We start from the raw sequence: 18,427 nt of genomic DNA, 5'->3' as shown, positions 1-18,427 counted from the left end.
AATACGCAAAGGGCCATGTTGAACATGGCCCTTTTTTTATCTTTTAGCACCGACAGTAGTCATTAACTGCATCCTCAACCGCTTCGGGACGCTTCTCAAGGACGGTCCACGTTGGTTCGCCTCAGAATGGCCGCTCACAACAATGAGGAATAATGATGAAATCAATCCCAGCAGCCCCTTCACGACATGATGCCGATATCGCGCGTCGCAAGGCGCAGGGCGTGATGTCTGAACGTCCCGGCGCACCTGTGATGCCTGGCTATCCGCCTTTGCCACCTGAGCTTATTCCACAGCCAGAAAACCCCCCGGTGGTTCCAGAAACGCCGGTTGAGCCTGAGCGCCCCTCTCTGCCGGGCTGGCCAGACGAGCCGCCTTCGCCGCCGGTGATGCCAGAAATTCCACCAGTGCCGGTTGTTCCAGAAACGCCAGTTGAGCCTGAGCGTCCCTCTCTGCCGGGTTTTCCAGATGAACCGCCTTCGCCACCGGTGATGCCAGAAATTCCACCAGTGCCGGTGGTACCTGAAACGCCGGTTGAGCCTGAGCGCCCCTCTCTGCCGGGTTTTCCAGATGAACCGCCTTCGCCACCGGTGATGTCGTCTATTACGCCGGCGCGTACAGGACCACAAGCGCCATCCCAGCCAGGCCTGCCGGAAAACCCGCACGATCCGACCATCCCAGCCCCGCCGCCGACGACGCCGATCGTACCCATTATTCCGCCGACACCGGTTGATCCGGAAACCCCGCCGGGGCCTGCGCCACGTACGCCGGTGATCGATGGACTTTATGATCGCACCAGCGGCGATCAACCAATTGATAACTTTGGTGCCTCCTTCGACAACGCGGCGATGCTCAAAGGCACCGGCGAGCCCTCTTCTTACGTCGCTATTTTTGATGCGCGCCAGCAGTTAATGGGCTATGCGCGCGTGAATACCGAAGGTAACTGGAGCTATACGCTGCCGCAGGGGCTGACTGGCGAGCATCAGCTGTCCGCGAGGGCGGTTGATATGAAAACCTTGCAGCCGGTTGGCGAGGCGGGTAATGCCGTTGACTTCACGCTTTATCAAATGAATATCCATTTGATTTATGCCAATAACGTGGCAAACAGCGGCGAGCTGAAGGATGGCGATCGCACCGAAGATAGCACGCCACTGATCGGCGGTTTCACCACGCCAAACACCACGCTGGTCATTCGTGAAAACGGCAACCTGCTGCGCACGATACATGTGGATGAGTCAGGTCACTGGGCGTATTCACCGCGCGAACCGCTGGGAAATGGCGAACGTGAAATCACCTTCTCGGTGCTGGATCAATATGGCAATGAACACCTGAGTGACAGTACGTTTACCCTGATCATTGATGCTCCCGTGCCGGAAATCCCGGAGCCACCAGAGCTGGCACCTGGCCCGACTATCGAAGGTATTTATGACAACCGCAACGGTGAAAAACTGATTGAGAACGGCGGTGTGAGCCTTGATGCCTCGCCAGTGCTAAGAGGCACCGGCGAACCTTCAACCTTTGTGGCTATTTTTTATGGCGATCACCAGTTCTCTGGCTTTGCCTGGGTCAATGAGCAGGGCAACTGGCACCACTCGCCACAAATATCCAGCGCAGGCGAGCAACGGTTTTACGCTCAGTCGATGGATTTAAACACCGGCGAGACGATCGGCGTGCCAGGCAACAGCGTTGAGTTCACCCTCTACGACCTGAAGATTAATTTCGCCCTGGATAATATCGGCGAGGATCGCAATTTGCTGGAGAATGGTGCGCACACCGATGACACCATGCCGCAGCTTTTGGGTTACGTGACGCCAGGTACGGTTATTGTGGTTCGCGATAACGGCGATCTGCTGCACTCATTTAAGGTGGATGGTTCAGGGCACTGGACCTTTACGCCGACCTCCCCACTGCCGGGCGGACAGAACGACCTCACTTTCAATGTGAAAGACAGCAATGGTGTTGAGCACAGCAGCGATGTGCAGTTTACGCTGCACATCGACGTGCCATCGACGCTCTCAGTGAATGGCCTGCTGGAAGAGCCTGAAGCGTTGCTGTTTGCCGCGCCAGCGCCTGAGGTTAATGACGGTCAGCCGGCAGCACCGACCGGTTTTGTACCGGTTGCCGCACCGCTGCTTGATGAGTGGAATTCCGCGTCAGTCGACCAGTAACATCGGCGATAAGGGATGAGCAAAAGGGACGCCGCGGCGTCCCTTTTTTCGTTCACATCCTGCCGCAACCGCGGTCAGTAACCCGCAGTAAGATCGTCAACGGTACGCGGATCGGAGGCACCGTACAGCATGCCATCCGGCCCAATCATAATGCTCTGCGTGCTGCCCATCGCCGGTTGCACCTTCACGTGCTGGCCTTTGGTTTCCAGCAGGCGCAGCGTATCCGGGCTAAAGCCCTTCTCCACCCGCAGCTGATCCGGCAGCCACTGATGATGGAAACGCGGCGCAGCGGTCGCTTCTGCGACGTTCATACCAAAATCGATACTGTTGACCACCATCTGCAGCACGGTGGTGATAATGCGGCTGCCGCCAGGGCTGCCGGTTACCAGCCAAGTTTTGCCATCTTTCGCCACAATGGTCGGTGACATGGAAGAGAGCGGACGCTTGGCAGGTTGCACCGCATTGGCCTCGCCGCCGACCAAACCGTAGACGTTTGGCGTGCCCGGCTTGGCGGAAAAGTCATCCATTTCATTGTTCATCAGGATGCCGCTGTTGCCCGCCACGATGCCGCTACCAAAGTTGGTGTTCAGCGTATAGGTCACCGCTACCGCATTGCCTTTGCTGTCGACCACCGAGAAATGGGTGGTTTGATTGCTTTCATACGGTGCCAGCTTGCCGGGTTTGATCTCACTGGAGGGCCGCACTTTGGCCAGGTCGATCTGCTGCGCCAGCGATTTCGCATAGGCTTTGCTGGTCAGCGCCTGCACCGGCACCTTCACAAAATCGGGATCGCCAAGGTATTCAGAGCGATCGGCATAAGCATATTTCTCCGCCTCAGCGACCACCTGAATGGCATCGGCGCTGCCAAAGCCCATTTTCGCCAGATCAAAGTTCTCAAGGATATTCAGAATCTGCACGATGTGAATGCCGCCTGATGACGGCGGTGGCATAGAGAACACTTCATAGCCGCGATAGCTGCCGCTGACCGGCTTACGCTCCACCGCGCGATAGGCCGCCAGATCGGCTTTGCCAATCAGGCCGCCGTTGGCCGCCATCTCGCTGGCGATCTGATCGGCAATCGCGCCTTTATAAAAGGCGTCCGGCCCCTGTTTGGCAATCAGCGACAGGCTGTGCGCAAGGTTCTTCTGCACCAGCTTTTCGCCTTTTTGATACGGTGCGCCGTCGGCCTTAAAGAAGATCGCTTTGCTGTTGGGATGGGCGAGCAGTACCTCTTTGCCGTAGGTGTTGAGATCGTCGGCCAGCGCCTCGTTGACCACGAAGCCATCGCGCGCCAGTTTGATCGCCGGTGCCAGCAGACGGCTCAGCGGCAGCGTGCCATATTTCTGCGCCGCCAGCGCAAAGCCCGCTACCGAGCCGGGCGTGCCGGTAGCCAGATGCGAAGTCAGGGAGCGTTTGCTGTCGGCATTGCCGTTGGCATCAAGGAACATATCGCGGCTGGCGCGCGCGGGCGCCATCTCACGGAAGTCGATGGCGGTGGTACGGCCTGAAGCGGTGCGCAGCATCATAAAACCGCCGCCGCCAAGATTACCCGCCTGCGGATGGGTCACGGCCAGGGCAAACCCCACTGCCACCGCGGCGTCGACGGCATTACCGCCCTGTTTGAGAATATCAACGCCGACCTGCGTGGCCAGCGCATCCACGCTCGCCACCATGCCGTGCTGCTCTTTTACCGGGTGAAAGGTGTCCGTTTCCACGCCGTACGAGACCGGTGAAGGCGCCGCACTTGCGCCCTGCACCAGGCTAAAACAGAGCATAACTGACCAGCTCAGCTGGCAAAACCGTGTTGTTATCATCCGCGACCATCCCTTTTTATTTACATTTTGTTTACTGTTTTTATACGCCTACAAATACAGCAACAAATTGCACGCTAAGTCAAATTCGGTTAACTCCTGGGGTCGCAGGCTGTGAGCTACACTAAAGTAAACCAGACAGCCGCTGGCCTTTGTCAGGCCAGATGCACTGTCGCAGCAATGGAGGAAAGAGAATGAAGAAGTGGCTAACGATGTGTGTTGCCCTGCTGCCGCTGGCGGCGTCGGCCAACATGCTGAACAACAATAACGATGCAAATCAGCCGGGCTACAATCCGAGCCAGCAGCGCATGCAGAATCAGATGCGCAATCAGTCGCAGCAGCAGAAACAGCAGCTCCAGCAGAGTCAGCAGCGCCAGAGCCAGGATATGCAGCGTAAATTACAGGAACAGCGCAACAGCACCCAGCAGCGCGTGTTGCAGTCGCAGCCGGGACAGAGCCGCGTGCCGTCGGTGAATCAAAACAGCACGCAGTAACTCAGGCGAAGTCAGGTCCGATAGTGTCGATGCGGTCGGTACAGATCGCATCGACACCCCAATTCAGTAACTCTCTTGCCCGTTCAGGTTTATTCACGGTATAGACAAACACGCGTAAGCCTGCGGCTTTCAGCTGTGCCGTGCGCTGAGCGTCCAGCAGTCGATGGTTAAGATGCAGAGACACACAATCCAGCGATGCGGTCAGCGCCTGCCAGTCGTCATGCCACTCATCCAGCAGCAGGCCGCGCGGCAAAGCGGGCACGGCCGCCATTGCTGCTTCCAGCGCCGCGGATGAAAAAGAGGAGAGCAGCGGTGCCGGCTGGCCCTGCCACAGCTGTTCGGCCGCCAGCGCCACAGCGCGGCCCGTTTCGCGATCGGTGCCTGGCGAAGGCTTGATTTCAATATTGGCAAACAGCGCATGCTGGCGGCATTTTTCCGCTACGTCACTGAGCAGCGCCAGCTTTTCACTGGCAAATTCACCGCTGAACCAGCCGCCGGCATCAAAGGTTTTTAGCGTTTGCCACGGCAGTTCGCCCGCCACGCCGTAACCGCTGCTGGTGCGATCCAGCGTGTCGTCGTGCAGCAGAAACGGCAGGCCGTCCTGGCTGAGCTTAACGTCAAATTCGATCATCGTGTGGCCGAAACGCACGCCGACGTCAATCGCCGCCAGCGTGTTTTCCGGTGCCAGTTTGCCGCCGCCACGATGGGCGACCACGGCAGGATAAGGCCAGGATTTGTTCATGATTATTCCATTCGCATGCCAGTGTTAGCGTCGAAAAAGTGTAGCGTTTTTGGCGGCAGCTGCAGCCAGATCGGCGATCCGGCGGCCGGTCTGACGGCGTGTGGCAGCCGCGCTACCACGCGATTAGTGCCCCATTTGCCGTGCGCAAGGTTATCTGCGCCCAGCAGTTCCAGCGTCTCCAGCACCAGCGGCACGCCGCCGGTGTCACGCGTTGCCAGCTGAATATGCTCTGGCCGGACGCCCAGCGTCAAGGCGCGATTGGCCCAGCGGGTGCGCGGCGCACCCAGCGGGATCAACATGTCCGGCGCGACGATAAAACTGCTGCCGTCGGCGCTGACCTGGCCTTCCAGCAGGTTCATCGCCGGCGAGCCAATAAAGCTGGCAACAAAGCGCGTCGCCGGACGTTCGTACACCTCGACCGGCGTGCCCATCTGCTCGACCACGCCTTTGTTCATTACCATTACGCGCTGCGCCAGCGTCATCGCCTCAACTTGATCGTGCGTGACGTACAGGCTGGTGGTGTTAAGACGGCGATGCAGCTGCTGTAACTCCAGCCGCATCTGCACGCGCAGGCGCGCATCGAGGTTGGAGAGCGGCTCATCAAACAGAAACACCGCCGGTTCACGCACGATGGCGCGGCCCATCGCCACACGCTGACGCTGGCCGCCTGACAGCTCGCGCGGCTGGCGATCCAGCAGCTTATCCAGCTCCAGGCTACGGGCGGTTTCCAGCACCCGCTGGCGCACCTGCTCTTTACCCATGCCGCGAATTTTCAGGCCGTAAGCCATGTTCTGTTCCACCGTCATGTGCGGATAGAGCGCGTAATTCTGGAACACCATGGCGATGCCGCGATCTTTAGGCTCCAGCTCGGTAACGCGCTGGCGATCGATCCAGATATCGCCGGAAGAGACGCGCTCCAGCCCGGCGACCATGCGCAGCAGGGTCGATTTTCCGCAGCCCGACGGGCCGACCATCACCATAAATTCGCCGTCATTGACCGTGACATTCAGCGGCTGGATGATCTGATTTTTACCGTCATAGGATTTTGTTACTGCCTGAAGTCGGACGCCTGCCATTATTTTTCACTCTCCACCAGCCCGCGCACAAAGGCGCGCTGCATTACCATTACCACCACCACCGGTGGAATTAACGTCAACAGCATCGCTGCCATCACCAGATTCCACTGCGTTGAACCGTCACCGAACGAAATCATGCTACGAATGCCTGCGACCGCCGTGCCCATGTGCGCATCGCTGGTAATCAGGATCGGCCAGAGATACTGGTTCCAGCCGTAGATAAAGATGATCACAAACAGCGCCGCCAGATTGGTGCGCGACAGCGGCAGCACAATATCCCAGAAGAAGCGCATCGGGCTGGCGCCATCGATGCGTGCCGCCTCCATTAGCTCATCGGGCAACGACATAAAGAACTGGCGAAACAGGAAAGTGGCGGTAGCCGACGCCATCAGCGGCAGCGTCAATCCACTGTAACTGTCGAGCATATTCAGCCGCGCAATCACCTCGACGGTAGGGAAAATACGCACCTCAACCGGCAGCATCAGAGTGATGAAAATCATCCAGAAAAAGAGGTTACGCAGCGGAAAGCGGAACCACACCAGCGCAAAGGCCGAGAGCATAGAGACGCTGATTTTGCCGATGGTGATCGCCAGCGCCATCAGCGTGCTGTTGAGCAGCAGCACCGCCAGCGGCGGACTGTTGCTGTTCACGCCGTCGCGCCAGATGGTTTGCAGGTTCTGCCATAAATGGCCGCCGGGAATCAGCGTCATCGGCACCTGATAAATCTGCTGGTTATCCAGCGTCGCCGCGACAAAGGCGACATAAAGCGGAAACAGCACCGTCAGCACGCCCAGCCAGAGCACGGCGTGGCTAAAAAAGGTCAATCCGGGACGGTTTTCAATCATTGGTAACGCACCTTACGTTCGACGTAACGGAACTGAATGATGGTGAGCACAATCACCAGCAGCATCAGCACCACCGACTGCGCGGCCGATGAGGAGAGATCGAGCCCGGCAAAGCCTTCGCGGTAGATTTTATAAATCAGCGTGGTGGTCGCCTGCACCGGTCCGCCCTGCGTCGCCGCATCAATCACCGGGAAGGTATCGAAGAAGGCGTACACCAGATTGACCACCAGCAGAAAGAAGCTCACCGGCGTGATCAGCGGCAGCGACAGCTGAAAGAAACGACGCACCGGTCCGGCGCCATCGATCGCCGCCGCTTCCACCAGCGAACGGGGAATGGATTGCAGCGCGGCGAAGAAAAACAGGAAGTTGTAGCTGATTTGCTGCCATACCGACGCCAGCACCACCAGAAACATCGCCTGGCCGCTGTTCTGCGCCACGTTCCATTGATAGCCAACCAGCTGCAACACGTGAGTAATCAGGCCGAGTCCGGGATTGAACAGAAACATCCACAGTACCGCGGCGATGGCCGGTGCCACCGCATAGGGCAGCAGCAGCAGCGTCTGATAAAAACGGCGCAGGCGCAAAACGTAGTCAACCAGCGCGGCAAACAGCAGCGAAATGCTCAGGCCAAAAAAGGTCACCAGCGCGCTGAATTTCAGCGTGGTCCAGAACGAGGCGAGATAGTAGTCATCGGCAAACAGGCGGCTGAAGTTTTCCATGCCCACAAAGGTGCTGGAGATGCCGAAAGGGTCAACGTTTTGCAGCGAATACCAGAGCGCTTCACCCGCGGGCCAGATAAAGAAGATTACCGTGATGCAGAGTTGCGGCAGCACCAGCAGATAAGGCAGCCAGCGGCTGCGAAATACGGGGCGGGCTGAAGACATAGCAAACCTTACGCAGAACAGAGAACAGGGGCGGCGAAAACCGCCCCGAAGGAGGATTACTTCGTTTGTTGTTCGAAGCGGCGCAGCAACAGGTTGCCACGTTCAACTGCGGCATCCAGCGCGGCCTGTGGCGTTTTCTTGCCGGTCCAGACGCTTTCCAGCTCTTCATCCACTGCGGTGCGGATCTGCTGCATGTTGCCAAGGCGCAGACCTTTGGTGAACGGCAGCGGCGCCTTGTTCAGCATCTGGCGGGTGGCGATATCAGCACCGGGATTTTTGTCGTAAAAGCCCTGCTTGCGCGTCAGCTCATAGGCAGCGGTGGTGATTGGCAGATAACCGGTTTTCTGGTGCCATTCGGCGGCGATTTCCGGCTGGGCAAGGAACTGCATAAACTGCGCGATACCTTTGTAGGTCGCGTCATCTTTGCCTTTCATCGCCCACAGGCTGGCGCCGCCGATGATGGCGTTTTGTGGCGCTTCTTTCACCGTATCGTCGTACGGCATCATGCCCACGCCGTAGTTAAATTTGGCGTAATGGCGGATATCGGCCAGTGAGCCAGATGACGCGGTGGTGATGGCGCAGTCACCGTTATAAAACTTCTCGGTGGATTCGTCTTTGCGGCCAAAATAGGTAAACGTGCCTTTTTTATTCATCGCTTCCAGCAGCTGAATATGGCGCACCTGCACCGGACCGTTGAACACCAGCTTCGCGTTGGTGCCGTCAAAGCCGTTGTTTTCCGTGGCCACCGGCAGCGCATGCCAGGCGCTGAAGTTTTCGATCTGAATCCATCCCTGCCAGCCGCTGGCGTAGCCGCAGCTCACGCCCGCTTTGCGCAGGGCATCGGTATCTTTTTCCAGCTGCTGCCAGGTTTTCGGTGGCTGCTCCGGATCGAGGCCCGCTTTTTTGAAGGCGTCTTTGTTGTAGTAGAGCACCGGCGTCGAGCTGTTAAACGGCTGCGACAGCAGGTGTCCGCTTTTCGCATCGGTGTAGTAACCGGCCACCGTTGGCACAAACTGTTTCTCATCAAACTGAATGCCCGCATCCTTGAACACCTGATACATCGGCTTGATCGCCTGCGACGCCATCATGGTCGCCGTGCCGACTTCATACACCTGCAGCAGCGCAGGCGCTTTACCGGTACGCACGGCGGCAATGCCCGCCGCCAGGTTCTGCTCGTAGTTGCCTTTATAAACCGGCACCACTTTGTAATCGGGATGCGTCTGGTTAAAGCGCTGCGCCAGCGAATCCACCTCTTTCCCCAGCTCGCCGTCCATCGAATGCCAGAACGGTATCTCGGTCGCTGCCAGCGCGTGACCGCTCAGTGCCAAGCCCAGCGCCAGACTCAGCGCGCGATAACCCAGTTTGCAAGATGACATATCGGTTTCCTGTGACATGGTAGGTGCGTGCAACAACACGCTTTTTTCCTGTTCGCGAAGTAACATGACACGGGAAAATGACAGAATAATAACCACGACATGACAACCCGGTGACAGCCAGATTGCAGAGATGACGGCAAGGTTTCACTACGCCAGCCATAAAAAAAGCGGCCGCAGCCGCTTCACGCTTACTTATGTTTCAACGCGCGTTAATCGCGCCCTTCGACGTGGCCCTTTGCCCTTGCCCTTCCCCCTCGATCAAGGCCGTCGGCGTCGAAGAGAGATCGCGGGCGGACAGCGCACAGCAAGCGGAGCGTACTGAAGTACGTGAGCATTGCGCGCACTGCCCAACCGCGAGCTATCGAGCAAGCCAGGCCGTTACCCTTTCACCTACGAGTAAGCCAGGCCGTTACGCCCCCAAATACGCGCTACGCACCGAATCATTGGATAGCAACGCTTCGCCGCTATCTTCCAGCACGACGTGGCCGTTTTCGAGCACATACCCCCGGTCCGCCAGCTTCAGCGCCTGATTAGCATTCTGCTCCACCAGGAAAATGGTCATGCCTTCAGCGCGCAGTTTTTCGATGGTGTCAAAAATCTGCTGGATGATAATTGGCGCCAAACCCAGCGACGGTTCATCGAGCAGCAACAACCGCGGCTGGCTCATCAGCGCACGGCCAATGGCCAGCATCTGCTGTTCGCCACCGGACATGGTGCCAGCACGCTGCAGCCGACGCTCCAGCAGACGCGGGAAGAGATCGTAGACGCGCTCAATGCGCTCGTGATACTGCGGACGGCTGGCAAAAAAACCGCCCATCGCCAGATTCTCTTCCACCGTCATGCGCGAGAAGACCCGGCGCCCTTCCGGCACGATAGCGATCGCCTCGCGCATAATGCGGGCGGTTTGCCAGTCGGTAATGATTTTGCCATCAAAGGTGATTTGCCCCTGGCTGGCACGCGGTTCGCCGCATAGTGTGCCGAGCAGCGTGGTTTTGCCTGCGCCGTTGGCGCCGATCAGGGTCACAATTTCGCCCTGATTGATATGCAGGCTTACCGAGTGCAGCGCCTGAATTTTTCCGTAATGGGCGCTGACATTCTCCAGCGTTAACATGGGATCGGTCATTTTACGCCTCACCTAAATAAGCACGGATCACATCCGGGTTGTTACGTACCTGCTCTGGCGTACCGCTGGCCAGCGGCGTGCCCTGATTGACCACGTAAATGCGATCGGAGATGCCCATCACCAGTTTCATATCATGTTCAATCAACAGCACCGATACCTTGTGTTCATTACGCAGTTCCGCAATCAGTTCATCTAACTCATGCGTCTCTTTGGGATTGAGGCCCGCGGCGGGCTCATCCAGCATCAGCACTTCCGGCCGCGTCACCATGCAGCGCGCTATTTCCAGACGACGTTGCTGGCCGTAAGCCAGGTTGCCCGCCTGACGATTAGCCAGCTCCAGCAGGCCGATGCGATCCAGCCAGCTGGCGGCGTGATCCAGCGCTTCTCCCTCGCTGCGGCGAAACGCCGGGGTTTTCAGCAGCCCGGCAAACACGCCGCTTTTCAGATGCTGATGCTGCGCCACCAGCAGATTTTCAATCACCGTCATTTCACGAAACAAGCGCACATGCTGAAAAGTACGCACGATGCCCATGCGGGCGATTTTCTGCCCTGGCAAACCGGCCAGTTGACGGCCGCGCAGCATAATGTTGCCGCCGGTGGGTTTGTAGAAACCGGTGAGACAGTTAAACACCGTGGTTTTGCCGGCGCCGTTTGGGCCGATCAGAGAGACAATCTCCTGCGGATGCAGCTCCAGCGCCACGTTATTCACCGCCAGCAGGCCACCAAAGCGCATCATCAACCCATCGACTGCTAATAACGGCTGGCTCATGATGGCTCTCCTTTTTGCCGGGTTTTCAGCTTCAGATGTGGGCGCTGCATCGGCAACAGCCCCTGCGGCCGCCAGATCATCATCAGCACCATCAGGCCGCCGAGCACCAGCATGCTGTACTCATTCAGGTCGCGCATTAATTCGCGGGAGACCACCAGCAGCACCGCAGCCAGAATTACCGCGAACTGCGAACCCATGCCGCCCAGTACCACAATCGCCAGCACAAAGGCGGATTCGGCGAAGGTAAAGGATTCCGGGCTGACAAAGCCCTGACGCGCAGCAAACAGGCAACCGGCAAAACCGGCGAAGGCGGCGCTGATGGTAAATGCGGTCAGCTTGATGCGCGTAGGGCTAAGGCCCAGCGAACGACAGGCGATCTCATCTTCGCGCAGCGCTTCCCACGCGCGGCCCAGCGGCATGCGCAGCAGGCGATTGATGACAAACAGCGTCAGCACCACCAGCAGCAAGGCGACCAGATAGAGAAAAATGATGCGGTCGCCGGGATCGTACTGCAGACCGAAAAAGTTATGGAAGGTGTCCCAGCCGCCGTCGCGCGCGCTGCGGTTAAACTCCAGGCCAAACAGGGTAGGTTTCGGGATCTGGCTGATGCCGTTCGGGCCGCCGGTGATCGCCGTGTTGTTCAACAGCAGAATACGAACGATTTCGCCAAAGCCGAGCGTCACGATAGCCAGGTAGTCGCCGCGCAAGCGCAGTACCGGAAAGCCGAGCAGCAGGCCAAACATCGCCGTCATCAGGCCCGCCAGCGGCAGGCACTGCCAGAAGCCAAGGCCGTAATAGTGGTTCAGCAACGCGAAAGTGTAAGCGCCGATGGCATAAAAACCGCCGTAGCCAAGCACCAGCAGGCCCGACAGGCCAACCACCACGTTGAGGCCAAGGCCGAGCATCACATAAATCAGCGTCAGCGTGGCAATATCTACGGTGCCGCGTGACACCATAAACGGCCAGGCGACCGCCACCACAATCAGCGCCAGCAGAAACAGTTTCTGCTTCGCGGTGGAGCCATCAATGCTTGGCAGGATAAACGTCGGGCCAGAGATTTTTTTCATGCCCTGCTGAAACAGCGGACGCGCCAGCTGGAAGCAGAACACCACAACGCAGCCGATGGCAATCCAGTTCCAGCGTACGCTGCCAGCGTTGTTTACCACCAGCTGCGTGCCGTCCAGACTCAGGCGCATACCCATAAAGAACGACGCCAGCACCAGCAGCATCAGCGAGGAGATGAGAGCGTTAAGCAGCAGCTTCATACTTTCTCAACCTCCGGACGACCCAGAATGCCGGTTGGCATTACCAGCAGCACCACAATCAGCAATGCAAACGAGACCACGTCTTTATATTCCGTGCTGAGATAAGCAGAGGTTAAGGCTTCGGCAATACCCAACACCAGGCCGCCGACCATCGCGCCAGGGATGCTGCCGATGCCGCCCAGTACCGCGGCGGTAAAGGCTTTCATGCCCGCCATAAAGCCGATATAGGGGTTGATTACGCCGTAGAACTGGCCCAGCAGCACGCCCGCTACCGCCGCCATCGCCGCGCCGATAATAAAGGTCAGCGAAATCACCCGATCGGTATTGATTCCGAGCAGGCTGGCCATTTTCAGGTCTTCGGCACAGGCGCGACAGGCGCGACCCATGCGCGAATAGCGAATAAACAGCGTCAGCGCCAGCATGGCGACAAAGGTTACGCCCCAGATCACCAGCTGCATGGTGGAGATGGTGGCGGCAAAGCCGTTGCTTTCGCCCAGCGTCCACTGGCCAGTGACCAGCGCGGGCAGCGCGATATCACGCGAGCCCTGCGTCAGGCTGACGTAGTTCTGCAGAAAAATTGACATGCCTATCGCCGAGATCAGGGCGATCAGCCGCTTGGAAGAGCGTACCGGCCGATAGGCAACACGCTCAATGCTCCAGCCCCAGGCGCTGGCGATCACGATAGCCACAATAAAACCGGCGCCAATCAGCATCCAGCCGACATCGATGCCCATCATCATCAGAGCGGCGATGACGATAAACGACACGTAGCTGCCGATCATATAGACCTCGCCGTGGGCGAAGTTGATCATGCCGATAATGCCGTAAACCATGGTGTAGCCGATGGCGATCAGCGCATAAGTGCTGCCAAGCGTGACGCCGTTGAACATCTGCTGGATAAAATAGAGGAACTGCTCGGACATACCTGAACACCTTACACAACTGCTTGCGGGAAGAAGCAGCGAAACCGCAGGAACAGGCTGGCAGAATGGCTTCTGCCAGCGTTACGTTTTACATCATCAACGGATTGGCGGCTGGCTGACGGCGCAATACATGCGCCGTTTGCACCCGATCAACCTTGCTGTTTATCGCTAACGCGTTCGGGGCGCATGTCAGTCGATGCGCCCCGCGCCTTATCGGGCACCAGAAGCGGTTATTTCACTGCGGTAGAAGAGCCGTCCGCATGCCATTTGAACACGCCAAACTCAAAGCCTTTCAGATCGCCTTTCTGATCCCAGCTCAGGTCGCCCATCACCGTTGGCACCGGAGCGCCCTCTTTCAGATTTTTAACGATGTCAGCTGGCTCTTCGCTTTTGCTGCGCTCCATGCCGGTTACCAGCGATTGCAGCGCCGCATAGGTGGTCCAGACGAACGGGCCGGTTGGATCTTTCTTATCGGCTTTCAGCGCATCAACGATAGTTTTGTTGGTTGGCACCTGATCGTAACGTTTTGGCAGCGTGACCAGCATGCCTTCTGACGCGGCACCGGCAATGTTAGAGAGCGAGGAGTTGCCGACGCCTTCCGGACCCATAAACTGCGTTTTCAGACCGGCGGCGCGCGCCTGGCGCAGAATCTGCCCCATTTCCGGGTAGTAACCGCCGAAATAGACGAAGTCGACGTTCTCTTTCTTCAGGCGTGCCACCAGCGTGGAGAAATCTTTATCGCCCGCGGTAACCCCTTCAAACATCACCACGTTAGCGCCCGCTTTTTTCAGGCTATCCTGAACAGAACGCGCCAGACCTTCGCCATACTGCTGTTTGTCGTGAATCACGGCGATGCGCTGCGGCTTGATATTATCCATCACATACTTCGCCGCCGTTGGGCCCTGATCGGAATCGAGGCCGGTGGTGCGCATGATCATTTTGTAGCCGCGAGTGGTGAGATCGGCATTGGTCGCCGCCGGGGTGATCATGATGATGCCTTCATCTTCATAGATATCAGATGCTGGCTGTGTGGAAGAAGAGCAGAGGTGGCCAATGACGTAACGAATATTGTCATTGATCACTTTGTTGGCAACGGCCACCGCCTGTTTTGGATCACAGGCGTCATCATATTGTACGCCGACCAGTTTGTTGCCGTTGACGCCGCCTTTGGCATTAATGTCCGCGATAGCCTGCTTGGCCCCGGTGAATTCCATGTCGCCATACTGCGCAACCGGACCGGAAAGTGCGCCAACAATCGCCACTTTGATATCTTTCGCCAGTGCCGCATGGCTCATCGCCAGTGCTACGCAACCCGCCAGAAACGCATTACTTTTACCGATCTTCATCCACACTTCCCCATCTGTTGTGCTTGCCAGGTAGTCATACTTGCGCCGGTAAATTATTAAAAATCGTTGTTGTATAACGAGTTAGGGTAATTATCCGGCGGTTATAAGTAATAACACTTTATTTTTCAGATCATTAAACAGGAATTTTCTGCTGCAAATCAAATGACACATCCAGAAACTGTTGGGGCTCGCAGCATATTTATCTGGCGCTTTAATGACATTAATTGGTCATTTGCCAGCGCGTTATGCTGCCTCTCAGAAAGAAGTATGGGTGTTTGCTCGGAAATTGCGCGCTGTAAAAATCACTTTGCTCTGTTTTTGTACAAAAAAACTTACAGATGATTTTGTGCGCCGGTTCGCTACACTAGCCAGGTCTTTTCCAACTGATGGCGGCCGCATGAAACTGACTATTCTTCCTCTACAGCACTTCAGCGCACAGGACAGGATCGATCTGCAAAAGATCTGGCCGGATGAAGATATTTCCGCGCTGGCGGCCCGACTGAATTCCACGCATCGCGTCTACGCTGCGCGCTTCAACGATCGTTTACTGGCGGCTTTGCAGCTGGAGATTGCTGGCACGCAGGGAAAAATTCGGCGGCTTAACGTGCGCGATGTTACGCGCAGGCGCGGCGTAGGAGGCTATTTACTGGAAGAGACGCTGACGCAAAACCCGTCGGTGGATCACTGGTGGGTGGCAGATGATGGCTACGATGAACAGCAGGTGATTGCCGCCTTTATGCAGGCGTGTGATTTCAGAGCGCAGGCGGATGGCTGGGTGAAAAACGTCGAGCACGACTAAACCGCGCGCAAAAAAAAGCGGCCCGTTAAGGCCGCTCTCTTCATATTATTATCGTTGCCGTCAGGCTTCGATCGCCATACGCAGTTTTTTCATGGCATTTTTTTCCAGCTGACGCACACGCTCTGCGGAAACGCCGTAGGTATCGGCCAGTTCCTGCAGGGTGGTTTTATTGTCGTCATCCAGCCAGCGGGCGCGAATAATATGTTGGCTACGTTCATCCAGCCCCAGCATTGCGTCGCTGAGTTTGTCCGCCGCATGGCTTTCCCAGTTATCCTCTTCAATGCCGTCGGCAAAGTCAGAGGTTTTATCCTGCAGGTAAAGCACCGGCGCCATGGACTTGCCTTCGCTGGCGTCGTCATCGGCTGACATATCAAACGTCATATCCTGCGCCGCCATGCGTGATTCCATCTCGCGGACATCTTTGCTGGAAACGCCCAGCTCGCGGGCGACCATTTCCACTTCGTCCTGATTAAACCAGCCGAGACGCTGCTTGGTTTTGCGCAGGTTGAAGAACAGCTTGCGCTGGGCCTTGGTGGTGGCAACTTTCACGATGCGCCAGTTACGCAGCACATACTCGTGAATTTCCGCTTTAATCCAGTGCACGGCGAAAGAAACCAGACGCACGCCCACTTCCGGATTAAAACGACGCACCGCTTTCATCAGGCCGATATTGCCTTCCTGAATCAGGTCCGCCTGCGGCAAGCCATAGCCCGAATAGTTACGAGCGATATGAACAACAAAGCGTAGGTGAGACAGGATCAGCGTCTTAGCCGCATCCAGATCGCCCTGGTAATGCAGCCGTTCAGCCAGCGCTTTTTCCTCTTCTGCCGTTAACATCGGCCAGACATTGGCAGCCCGAATATACGATTCCAGGTTACCAAGAGGAGCAATAGCTAAAGTTTGCATTTCTTTGGTCATTCAAACCCTCTCAATATAGTGATGTTGATGCACAATCCTTGTCAGGTCGATTACATTACGTCAATCGCCATCCCGTGCTGAAAGCTTTCTGTGCTACTTTGACCGCAAAGTTATCCACAAGTTCGCGTACTATTGTGGATATTTTAAACACAATTGCAAGTGGGGAAAAGTCTGAGTTGGAAGCTTCCTCTGCGGCCACTCTCGCGCAGCAGAGGAAGATTATAGCAAAAAAGATGACGATGGGTTACTGAGGTGTAAATCGGCGTAAATGTTGTACCGTTGCCAGCCATGCAGCAACCCAGCCAATGATCGCGGCGATCAACAGCAGCAGCAGGCACTCATCCCACGACAGCCCTTTCAGTACGAAAGAGGTGCCAAATACGGAAGCCACCTGCAACACCACCGATTCCAGTCTGAACACCAGAATTTCTGACAGCAGCAGCGAGAACAGCGCGCCCGCAAAACCGAGCAGCGCGCCGCCATACAAAAACGGACGCAGGATAAAGCCGTCGGTGGCACCAATCAGCTTCTGCACGTTAATGGTATCGCGCCGTGAGAAAATGCTCAGTCGCACGCTGTTGCCGATCACCAGGAACACCGCCACGATCATCAGCACGCCAATCATCGCCGCAACCTGACCGACCAGACCGGTCAGCGCCGCCAGACGAGCAAACCAGCTGTCATCCATACGTACTTCATCAACGCCATCCACTTTTTCTACCCGCTCGCGCAGGCTCTGCATGGTGTTGTCATTCTGGAAGTTCAGCTTCGGCGTGATGATCGCCACCGCTGGCAGCGGATTCTGCTCTAACATATCCAGCGACCCGCCAAAGCCGGACCAGTTACGGAATTCGCCCATCGCTTCATCGCGGGTTAAGTAGTTAACTTTATCGACGCCCTCTTCCTGCTTCAGCTGCGTCACTACTTTTTCCGCGGCGTCGTCATCCAGCGTCTTCGACAGATAAACGGTCAACTGCGGCGCCGGATACCATTGTTCGGCCGCCTGGCTGACGTTTTTCCACACCATGTAGCAGACGCTGGGCAAGGTTAACGAAATGGCGATCACCATCACCGTCAGCAGCGTAGCCAGCGGCTGACGCCACATATCCGACAGCGTGCCGCGCCAGGCATAGCGCCACTGTTCCTGCCAGCCGCCTTTCAGCGCCTTGCTCTTTGACTGTACTTTCGCTTTGGGTGCTGGCGCGCGCTTGTTGCGTTTATTGACCATCGTTGCCTCCGTGCAGCCGTCCCTGTTTCAGGTTCATCAGCCGATAGTTGCGGCGGGCAATCAGGCCCAAATCGTGCGTTGCCATTAAGACCGTTACGCCCACGCGGTTAAATTCCTCAAACAGCCGCAGAATATCCTCTGACAGCGCGTTATCAAGGTTACCGGTAGGTTCATCGGCCAGCAGCACCGCCGGCTTGTTCACCACCGCACGCGCAATGCCTACACGCTGCTGTTCACCGCCGGAGAGCTGAATAGGAAAACTTTTCGCTTTGTCGAGCAGGCCCACTTTATCCAGCGCTGCTGAGACGCGACGGCGAATATCTTCTCCGCTGGCGCCCGAAATAATCAGCGGAATCGCCACGTTGTCATACACGCTGCGATCCATCAGCAGATGGTGATCCTGAAAAATCATGCCGATCTGCCGACGCAGAAACGGCACTTCGCTGTTTTTCAGTCGGCTGATGTCATGGCCACCGAACCAAATCTTGCCCGCGCTCGGCCGCTCAATGCCGCAAATCAGCTTAAGCAACGTACTTTTACCGGCGCCGGAATGGCCGGTCAGAAACGCCATCTCTGCCGGACGCAGATGAAAATCTACGCCCTGCAACGCTTGTCGGCCGCCGAGATAAGCCTTACTGACCTCTTCAAAGCGAATCATCCTAA

The 18,427-nt window shown here is 57.0% G+C and carries 17 protein-coding genes; 3 read left to right on the top strand and 14 right to left on the bottom strand.

Going from position 1 to position 18,427, the window contains the following annotated elements; translation table 11 throughout:
* Positions 1-152: 152 nt before the first annotated feature.
* Positions 153-2,165: an Ig-like domain-containing protein gene (locus tag EM595_RS01370; protein ID WP_157883834.1), complete on the top strand. Its 2,013-nt coding sequence runs from the start codon at positions 153-155 to the stop codon at positions 2,163-2,165.
* 74 nt (positions 2,166-2,239) lie between these two features.
* Here EM595_RS01370 and ggt read toward each other — a convergent pair whose 3' ends face one another.
* Positions 2,240-3,979, bottom strand: coding sequence for a gamma-glutamyltransferase (gene ggt / locus EM595_RS01365; protein WP_067427141.1), 1,740 nt, complete (start codon positions 3,977-3,979; stop codon positions 2,240-2,242).
* 191 nt (positions 3,980-4,170) lie between these two features.
* Here ggt and EM595_RS01360 point away from each other — a divergent pair, with 191 nt between their 5' ends.
* Positions 4,171-4,470, top strand: coding sequence for a DUF2756 domain-containing protein (locus EM595_RS01360; protein WP_067427134.1), 300 nt, complete (start codon positions 4,171-4,173; stop codon positions 4,468-4,470).
* A gap of 1 nt (position 4,471) precedes the next feature.
* Here EM595_RS01360 and ugpQ read toward each other — a convergent pair whose 3' ends face one another.
* The 10 genes from ugpQ to EM595_RS01310 all read right to left on the bottom strand — a co-directional run bounded on the left by ugpQ (position 4,472) and on the right by EM595_RS01310 (position 14,819).
* Complete coding sequence (gene ugpQ / locus EM595_RS01355) at positions 4,472-5,212, bottom strand: glycerophosphodiester phosphodiesterase (protein ID WP_067427131.1); 741 nt, start codon at positions 5,210-5,212, stop codon at positions 4,472-4,474.
* Between the two features lie 2 nt (positions 5,213-5,214).
* On the bottom strand, positions 5,215-6,288 hold the full coding sequence (locus EM595_RS01350; protein ID WP_067427129.1) for a sn-glycerol-3-phosphate import ATP-binding protein UgpC: 1,074 nt from the start codon (positions 6,286-6,288) through the stop codon (positions 5,215-5,217).
* On the bottom strand, positions 6,288-7,133 hold the full coding sequence (gene ugpE / locus EM595_RS01345; protein WP_067427126.1) for a sn-glycerol-3-phosphate ABC transporter permease UgpE: 846 nt from the start codon (positions 7,131-7,133) through the stop codon (positions 6,288-6,290). Before ugpE ends, EM595_RS01350 begins: the two co-directional genes overlap by 1 nt.
* Positions 7,130-8,017, bottom strand: coding sequence for a sn-glycerol-3-phosphate ABC transporter permease UgpA (ugpA, locus tag EM595_RS01340; RefSeq protein ID WP_067427123.1), 888 nt, complete (start codon positions 8,015-8,017; stop codon positions 7,130-7,132). The genes ugpE and ugpA overlap by 4 nt, the downstream gene beginning before the upstream one ends.
* A gap of 56 nt (positions 8,018-8,073) precedes the next feature.
* Positions 8,074-9,393 carry a sn-glycerol-3-phosphate ABC transporter substrate-binding protein UgpB gene (gene ugpB, locus EM595_RS01335; protein WP_067435060.1) on the bottom strand — a complete coding sequence of 440 codons (1,320 nt, stop codon included), beginning with the start codon at positions 9,391-9,393 and terminating at the stop codon, positions 8,074-8,076.
* A 409-nt stretch (positions 9,394-9,802) separates the two neighbouring features.
* A complete protein-coding gene (gene livF, locus EM595_RS01330) occupies positions 9,803-10,516 on the bottom strand; it encodes a high-affinity branched-chain amino acid ABC transporter ATP-binding protein LivF (RefSeq protein WP_067427120.1) in 714 nt (237 codons plus the stop codon).
* A 1-nt stretch (position 10,517) separates the two neighbouring features.
* A complete protein-coding gene (gene livG / locus EM595_RS01325) occupies positions 10,518-11,285 on the bottom strand; it encodes a high-affinity branched-chain amino acid ABC transporter ATP-binding protein LivG (RefSeq protein ID WP_067427117.1) in 768 nt (255 codons plus the stop codon).
* Positions 11,282-12,550, bottom strand: a complete 1,269-nt coding sequence (locus tag EM595_RS01320) for a high-affinity branched-chain amino acid ABC transporter permease LivM (protein WP_067427114.1) — start codon at positions 12,548-12,550, stop codon at positions 11,282-11,284. The genes livG and EM595_RS01320 overlap by 4 nt, the downstream gene beginning before the upstream one ends.
* A complete protein-coding gene (gene livH / locus EM595_RS01315; RefSeq protein WP_067427111.1) occupies positions 12,547-13,473 on the bottom strand; it encodes a high-affinity branched-chain amino acid ABC transporter permease LivH in 927 nt (308 codons plus the stop codon). Before livH ends, EM595_RS01320 begins: the two co-directional genes overlap by 4 nt.
* 230 nt (positions 13,474-13,703) lie before the next feature.
* Entirely contained in the window at positions 13,704-14,819 is a 1,116-nt protein-coding gene (locus tag EM595_RS01310; protein ID WP_067427108.1) for a branched-chain amino acid ABC transporter substrate-binding protein, read from the bottom strand.
* A gap of 397 nt (positions 14,820-15,216) precedes the next feature.
* On the opposite strand from EM595_RS01310, the gene panM reads away from it, so the two are divergent.
* Positions 15,217-15,618, top strand: coding sequence for an aspartate 1-decarboxylase autocleavage activator PanM (gene panM / locus EM595_RS01305; protein WP_067427105.1), 402 nt, complete (start codon positions 15,217-15,219; stop codon positions 15,616-15,618).
* A 60-nt stretch (positions 15,619-15,678) separates the two neighbouring features.
* Here panM and rpoH read toward each other — a convergent pair whose 3' ends face one another.
* The 3 genes from rpoH to ftsE all read right to left on the bottom strand — a co-directional run bounded on the left by rpoH (position 15,679) and on the right by ftsE (position 18,422).
* Positions 15,679-16,536 carry an RNA polymerase sigma factor RpoH gene (gene rpoH, locus EM595_RS01300; RefSeq protein WP_067427102.1) on the bottom strand — a complete coding sequence of 286 codons (858 nt, stop codon included), beginning with the start codon at positions 16,534-16,536 and terminating at the stop codon, positions 15,679-15,681.
* A 244-nt stretch (positions 16,537-16,780) separates the two neighbouring features.
* Positions 16,781-17,764: a permease-like cell division protein FtsX gene (gene ftsX, locus EM595_RS01295; protein WP_067427099.1), complete on the bottom strand. Its 984-nt coding sequence runs from the start codon at positions 17,762-17,764 to the stop codon at positions 16,781-16,783.
* The gene (gene ftsE, locus EM595_RS01290; protein ID WP_067427097.1) at positions 17,754-18,422 is read right to left on the bottom strand and encodes a cell division ATP-binding protein FtsE; all 669 of its coding nucleotides are present in this window, start codon (positions 18,420-18,422) and stop codon (positions 17,754-17,756) included. Before ftsE ends, ftsX begins: the two co-directional genes overlap by 11 nt.
* Positions 18,423-18,427: the final 5 nt, after the last annotated feature.

The organism is Duffyella gerundensis (genome assembly GCF_001517405.1).
Taxonomy (GTDB): Bacteria; Pseudomonadota; Gammaproteobacteria; order Enterobacterales; family Enterobacteriaceae; genus Duffyella; species Duffyella gerundensis.
The sequence above is the reverse complement of the archived record's forward strand: the minus strand, read 5'-3'. Positions and strand labels throughout refer to the sequence as shown.

What these genes read in the sequence shown, in the direction of transcription:
- ugpQ (WP_067427131.1), bottom strand. Translation starts at nt 5,212, where the DNA reads ATGAACAAATCCTGGCCTTATCCTGCCGTGGTCGCCCATCGTGGCGGC.
- ftsE (WP_067427097.1), bottom strand. Translation starts at nt 18,422, where the DNA reads ATGATTCGCTTTGAAGAGGTCAGTAAGGCTTATCTCGGCGGCCGACAA.
- panM (WP_067427105.1), top strand. Translation starts at nt 15,217, where the DNA reads ATGAAACTGACTATTCTTCCTCTACAGCACTTCAGCGCACAGGACAGG.
- EM595_RS01320 (WP_067427114.1), bottom strand. Translation starts at nt 12,550, where the DNA reads ATGAAGCTGCTGCTTAACGCTCTCATCTCCTCGCTGATGCTGCTGGTG.
- livH (WP_067427111.1), bottom strand. Translation starts at nt 13,473, where the DNA reads ATGTCCGAGCAGTTCCTCTATTTTATCCAGCAGATGTTCAACGGCGTC.
- EM595_RS01310 (WP_067427108.1), bottom strand. Translation starts at nt 14,819, where the DNA reads ATGAAGATCGGTAAAAGTAATGCGTTTCTGGCGGGTTGCGTAGCACTG.
- EM595_RS01350 (WP_067427129.1), bottom strand. Translation starts at nt 6,288, where the DNA reads ATGGCAGGCGTCCGACTTCAGGCAGTAACAAAATCCTATGACGGTAAA.
- EM595_RS01360 (WP_067427134.1), top strand. Translation starts at nt 4,171, where the DNA reads ATGAAGAAGTGGCTAACGATGTGTGTTGCCCTGCTGCCGCTGGCGGCG.
- EM595_RS01370 (WP_157883834.1), top strand. Translation starts at nt 153, where the DNA reads ATGATGAAATCAATCCCAGCAGCCCCTTCACGACATGATGCCGATATC.
- ggt (WP_067427141.1), bottom strand. Translation starts at nt 3,979, where the DNA reads ATGATAACAACACGGTTTTGCCAGCTGAGCTGGTCAGTTATGCTCTGT.
- ftsX (WP_067427099.1), bottom strand. Translation starts at nt 17,764, where the DNA reads ATGGTCAATAAACGCAACAAGCGCGCGCCAGCACCCAAAGCGAAAGTA.
- livG (WP_067427117.1), bottom strand. Translation starts at nt 11,285, where the DNA reads ATGAGCCAGCCGTTATTAGCAGTCGATGGGTTGATGATGCGCTTTGGT.
- ugpA (WP_067427123.1), bottom strand. Translation starts at nt 8,017, where the DNA reads ATGTCTTCAGCCCGCCCCGTATTTCGCAGCCGCTGGCTGCCTTATCTG.
- ugpB (WP_067435060.1), bottom strand. Translation starts at nt 9,393, where the DNA reads ATGTCATCTTGCAAACTGGGTTATCGCGCGCTGAGTCTGGCGCTGGGC.
- ugpE (WP_067427126.1), bottom strand. Translation starts at nt 7,133, where the DNA reads ATGATTGAAAACCGTCCCGGATTGACCTTTTTTAGCCACGCCGTGCTC.
- livF (WP_067427120.1), bottom strand. Translation starts at nt 10,516, where the DNA reads ATGACCGATCCCATGTTAACGCTGGAGAATGTCAGCGCCCATTACGGA.
- rpoH (WP_067427102.1), bottom strand. Translation starts at nt 16,536, where the DNA reads ATGACCAAAGAAATGCAAACTTTAGCTATTGCTCCTCTTGGTAACCTG.